Raw genomic sequence first — 5715 nt, forward strand, 5'->3', positions numbered from 1 at the left:
GGTAACACGGTCTCGATGGCGCGTCACATATCGGAGCTGGATTGGGCCGGTGTGGTGCGACGCGGCTGGCCGATTGTTACGTTTGTTTTCGGCCTGCTGCTGGGAGCTTTTATCTACGAGGCGGAGAAGCGCCGCCGGATCCAGGTTCCATTTCCACTCGCTATCGGTCTCGAGGCGCTGCTTATCGCCACGTTCATCGCGGCGGGAATCGGAAGCGATTTCAAAGCCGACATTCCCCCGCAGCCGGCCGGCAAGTTTTTCGTGATGGTGGCGCTGCTCGCGATTCCGATGGGCATCCAGAACGTTGTCATCAGGAAGGTAGGCGGAATCAACGTGTACACGACGTTCGTGACGGGATCGCTGGTGAAGTTCGCCGAGAATCTGTCGCTGTACCTGTTCTGGATGCGCGATCGAAGCCGTGGCCGCTTTCGCTCCCGCATTCTGAAGGTGCTGAGAGTTTCTCCCCGCACGATCCCCTTGCAGCGGGCCGCACTTACATTAGGTCTTTGGGCGGCCTATCTGGCTGGCGCAGTATGCGGCGGATTCTCGATTCAGCGATGGGCCCTGCTGGGGATGCTGGCGCCGTTCAGCCTGCTGGCCGCGATAGCCCTGTACGGTGTCTTTCGCCCGTTCCTCGTCCTGAACGAGGAATGGTGAGCCTTTGGTCTTCGGAAAAGAGTGCATCTTTGCGGCTCCTGCCAGTGCGCTGTCAGCATCTGTTTTTCGTGTGATCGTTCCGCAGTGATATAGTAGCTCGTCATGTCGGCTTCGCTTGACGGTTTCCATCCTGCAGTTCGCGCCTGGTTCGAGCGGCGCTTCGATGCGCCGTCGCGTGCGCAGGACCTCGGATGGCCCGTGATCGGCGCCGCTAACGACGCGCCTGGCTTCGACGTTCTACTCTGTGCGCCCACTGGCAGCGGCAAGACGCTAGCGGCGTTCATGTGGGCAATCAACGGCTTGGTGCTCGACGCGGCGCGCGACGCTCTGCGCGACGAAGTCTCGGTCCTGTATGTTTCGCCGCTGAAGGCGCTGGCCAACGACATCCGGCTCAATCTCGAAGAGCCGCTCCACGGCGTGCGTGACGTTGGCGCCGAATCGGGACTCGATCTTTCGCGGATCCGCGCCGGTCTGCGAACGGGCGACACATCCGCGAGCGAGCGCACTGCGATGCTCCGGCGGCCGCCGCATATTCTCGTCACAACGCCCGAGTCCCTGTTCATCCTGCTGACCTCGCCGAAGTTCCGCGAGAAGCTTGCCGCAGTGCGTCACGTGATAGTCGATGAGCTCCACGCGCTCGCCGGCAACAAACGCGGTGCGCATCTAGCGCTCACGCTGGAACGCCTGGAACGCTTCGTGACGAGTCGCGGAAATGCGCGGCCGAATCGAATCGGGTTGTCGGCGACGCTGAATCCGATCGAAAAGCTCGCGGGATTCCTGGCCGGCTACGACGTGGCTCGCGACAACACGCGCTCGCCGCGTGCGATAAAGATAGTTCGCGCCGATGATCGCGTGCGCACGATGGATTTGCAGGTCATCGCGCCCGGCCCCGAGCTCGGGCCGCTGGCGACCCATCCGCATTGGGAGGCGATGTACGACGAAGTCGCGCGCCTCATCGGCGAGCATCGCACGACACTGGTTTTCACGCTGAGCCGCCGCCATGCGGAGCGCGTAGCAATCAATTTGCAGAAGCGGCTCGGCACCGACGCGGTGATGGCGCATCATGGCAGCCTCGCGCGCGCCGAGCGGCTGCTCGCCGAACAACGCCTCAAGCGCGGCGAGTTGAAGGCGATTGTGGCGACCGCGTCGCTCGAACTCGGCATCGACGTCGGTGCCGTCGAGCTCGTCTGCCAGCTCGATACGCCCAAATCCATCTCGTCCGCAATTCAGCGCATTGGCCGCTCGGGGCACAGCCTCGGCGCGACACCGAAGGGCCGCTTTTTCGCGCTGACCACCGACGATTTGCTCGAATGCGGCGCGGCGGTGCGCGCGATTCGCCACGGGCATCTCGACGAAGTTGAAATTCCGATGGGCTGCGTCGATATCGCGGCGCAGCAAATCGTCGCGATCGCCGCCGAAGAAGAAGAAATCTCCGAAGCCGATCTGCTGCGCGTGCTCCGCGGCGCGTACAACTTCGCCGAGCTCGACGCCGCCAGGCTTCGTCATCTGCTGGAGCAGATGGCCACTGATTTGCCTGAGAAGATCATGGGCGCGGCGCCCAAGATTTTCTTCGATCGCGTCAACGCGCGCATCCGTCCTCGCCGCTCCGCGCGACTCTCGGTAATCACCTCGGGCGGAACGATCCCCGAAGCCGGCAACTACGACGTCGTGATCGAGTCCGAGGGCCGCAAAATCGGCGACGTCGAAGAGGACTTCGCGCAGGAGTCCTCGCGCGGCGATGTGTTCTCGCTCGGCTCGATGCCGTGGCAGATTCAACGCAGCTCGCGCGGACGCCTGATGGTCGAGGCTGCGCCCGGGATGGCGCCGACGCTGCCGTTCTGGCTGACCGAGGCGGGCGGCCGTTCGCCGGCGATGTCGGCAGAGATAAGCGACCTTCGCCATCAGATTTGGAATCGCCTCGAACGCAACGAGTCCGCCGAAGAATGGCTGATGACCGAATGCGCGATGTCGGAGCGCGCTGCCACGCAGGCGGCCGACTACGTTCGCCGCGGGGTCGAGGCGCTCGGCGCTATCCCCGACGAGAAGACCGTCGTCGTCGAGCGCTTCTTCGACGGCCTGGGCGGCACGCAAATCGTCATCCACACGCCATTCGGAATCCGCCTCAATCGCGGACTCGGCCTGGCGATTCGAAAGCGCCTGTGCCAGTCGTTCGATTTCGAAATCCAGGCATCGGCGATCGACGACGGCGTGTTGCTCGCGCTGAATTCGCGCCACAGCTTTCCGCTCGACACTCTGTTCAGCATGCTGAAGGCTCGCAACGTGCGCGACGTTCTCGTCCAGGCGCTGCTCGCGGCGCCGATGTTCGAAGTGCGCTTCCGCCATGTCGCGACGCGGGCGCTGGCCGTGATGCGCTCGTCGCGCGGCAAAAAAGTTCCCGCCTGGATCCAGCGCCTGCGCTCGCAGGAACTTCTGTCTTCGATTTTTCCCGGCCAACAGGCGTGCTTCGAGAACCGGCCGGGGGCGATCGAACTCCCGGACCATTTTGTGATCGAGGAGACGATTCGCGAATGCCTGGAGGAATCAACCGACCTGCCGCGCACGATTCGGATGCTCGAAGGAATCGAGAGCGGCGCGATTCGCACCGTCGCGGTTGATGGAATCGCGCCGTCGGTCTTTGCGCATCGCCTGCTGCTCGCGTGGGACTACTCGTTCCTCGATGACGGCGAGCGCGCGAATCGGCGCTCGCGGACCGTTTCGATGAATCGCGGCATGGCCGAAGACGTTTTTCGCAAAGAAGACCTTTCAGATCTGCTATCGGCGGAGGCAGTCGAAAGCGTCGTCGCGGAAGTAACGGGTCGCGCTGCCGGACGCAGGCCACGCTCGCGCGACGAGTTGTACGAATTGATCAAGGCGCACGGTTCGCTGACCTACGCCGAAGTCGAAGAACGTTTGGGCGAGGCCGCGCGCGCGATGCTCACCGAGTGGGACGCCGAGCATCGGATCGCGCGCGTCAGCATCAGCGCGGATTCGCCCGAGCGAATCATCGCCGCCGAAGACAAAGAAGTCTTCGCCGCCGCTTACGACAAGGCCGGCGATAGCGACGTCGCGCGCACCGAGCTCGTCCGTCGCGCGTTGAAAACCTGCGGCCCCACGACGGCCCGCGAAGTTGCGGCGCGGCTACACCTGAAAGAAGCGGAAATCGACCAGAGTCTTGCGGCGTTGGAAGCGCAGGGTGCGATTTTTCGCGGTCATTTCACGCGTTCCGACACGATGCAGTGGTGCGACCGCTACAATCTCGAACGCATCCATCGGATGACACTGGCGCGCGTGCGCGCCGAAATCGAGCCATGCGCCGATCACGAATACGCCGCATTTCGGCTGATGTGGATGCATGTTGCCGACGCCGAGCTTCCGGCAGATCAGAGTGGCGTCGCGACGGTGCTCGAACAGCTTTCCGGAATCGCAGCGACGCCCCAGATTTGGGAGCACGCAATCCTGCCGGCTCGAATCGCCGGCTATCGTCCCGAGCTGCTCGACCTGGTCTGCATGAGCGGGCAGATGAAGTGGGTCGGCATCGTGGAAGAGAGCGTCGAAGGCGCGCATGTTTCAAGTACGCCGTCGCGGATTACATTTGTCGCGCGCAAGGCGATTCTGTTTGTGCCGCGCGAAGATGCTGCACCGGAAGACGTGAAGGAGCGCGCGGTGTTGGAGGCTCTGGGAGCGGCCGGTGCGCAATATCTCGACGAAGTCGCTGAGCGCGCTAACGTTTCCGAGCGCGACGCGCTGTCTGCGCTGTGGCGGATGGCGGCGGGGGGCCGCGTCAGCAACGACAACTTCGCGCCGCTCAGGATGTTCTCCGACGACCGCAGCGCCGAACGGGCGCTCGAGTCAGTCGCTCGCCGCCCGACCACTCGACACGACGCGGCGGTTCGCGCGCGGCTGAAGTCGAGCCTCGCGGGACGCTGGTCGCTGATCCGCGCGGCCGAGACTCCAGCAGTCGGTGCGGACGAGACGCGCGAACTTGCGCTCAAGTTGCTCGAACGCCACGGCATTCTTGCGCGCGAGATGCTCGGAGTCGAATCGACGCACATGTCGTGGAGCGAAATCGCTTTCGCGTTGCGACGGCTCGAATACGGCGGCGCAATTCGCCGCGGATGGTTCGTGCGATCGCTTTCGGGCGAGCAGTACGCGCTGCCCGAGGCGGTCGAGATGCTGCATGCGGCGCGAAATCTTGTTCCGGCGCGAGAGAAACCGGTTGCGCTGAGCGCGATTGACCCCGCCAATCCTTACGGTGTCGTGATTCCCGGATGCGGTATCGCGCGCGAGGCCGGTAACGTGATCGTTTTGCGCGCCGGGCGTGTGATTGCGGGATTGCAGGGACGCGCGATGATCACCGGCGGAGATGGCGAAGTCGATGACGAGAGCTTCGGCGCAGCGGTCGCCGCTCTGATGACGCTGAAACCGCGCGTCGTGCTCGATTCAATCGATGGGGTAGCGGCGCTCGAATCGGTACGCGTGGGAATTCTGGCCGCGATGCGATTCCATTCGGATGGTCGTTCGCTGGTCTTCGACGGCTTGCACGGCCCGACTCCCGGTCGTGCTTCGCGCCGCAGCTCAAGTTAGCTTTTCAGTTTCCACTTTTCACTTTTCACTGGTTGCTTGCGCGCGCTCGCGCGCTATTCTGAACGCATGACGACCAACAGTTTTGGTGCTCGTTCGACCCTCACGGTTGATGGCAAGAGTTACACGATTTACAAGCTCGACGCGCTCGAGAAGCATGGGTTCTCGCTCGCGCGCATGCCTTATTCGATCAAGGTGATGATCGAGAACGTGCTGCGGCGCGAGGACGGCGTGATCGTGACGACCGGGCAGATCGAGGCGCTGGCCCGATGGAACGGCAAAGGCGGGGAGCGCGAAGTCTCGTTCATGCCGGCGCGCGTGCTGCTGCAGGATTTCACCGGCGTGCCGGTGGTCGCGGACCTGGCGGTGATGCGCGACGCGATCAAGAAGCTCGGCGGCAATCCCGACAAGATCAGTCCCCTGCAGCCGGTAGATTTGGTGATCGATCATTCGGTGCAGGTCGATTCGTTCGGCCCC

At 63.5% G+C, this 5715-nt stretch carries 3 protein-coding genes; all 3 read left to right on the top strand.

The annotated features are described in order from the left end of the window. On the top strand, nt 1-657 hold a 657-nt coding region (locus tag VIW95_RS03325; protein ID WP_331583991.1), incomplete at its 5' end, for a YoaK family protein. A 102-nt stretch (nt 658-759) separates the two neighbouring features. Beyond that, nucleotides 760-5241, top strand: a complete 4482-nt coding sequence (locus tag VIW95_RS03330; RefSeq protein ID WP_331583992.1) for a DEAD/DEAH box helicase — start codon at nt 760-762, stop codon at nt 5239-5241. A gap of 66 nt (nt 5242-5307) precedes the next feature. Further along, nucleotides 5308-5715: aconitase family protein (locus tag VIW95_RS03335; protein WP_331583993.1), on the top strand; the 408-nt coding region annotated here is incomplete at its 3' end.

This window comes from Binatus sp. (SeqCode), assembly GCF_036522015.1.
In the GTDB taxonomy this organism is placed as follows: Bacteria; Desulfobacterota; Binatia; order Binatales; family Binataceae; genus Binatus.

Coding starts and splice junctions, on each gene's coding strand:
- VIW95_RS03330 (WP_331583992.1), top strand. CDS start 760: ATGTCGGCTTCGCTTGACGGTTTCCATCCTGCAGTTCGCGCCTGGTTC.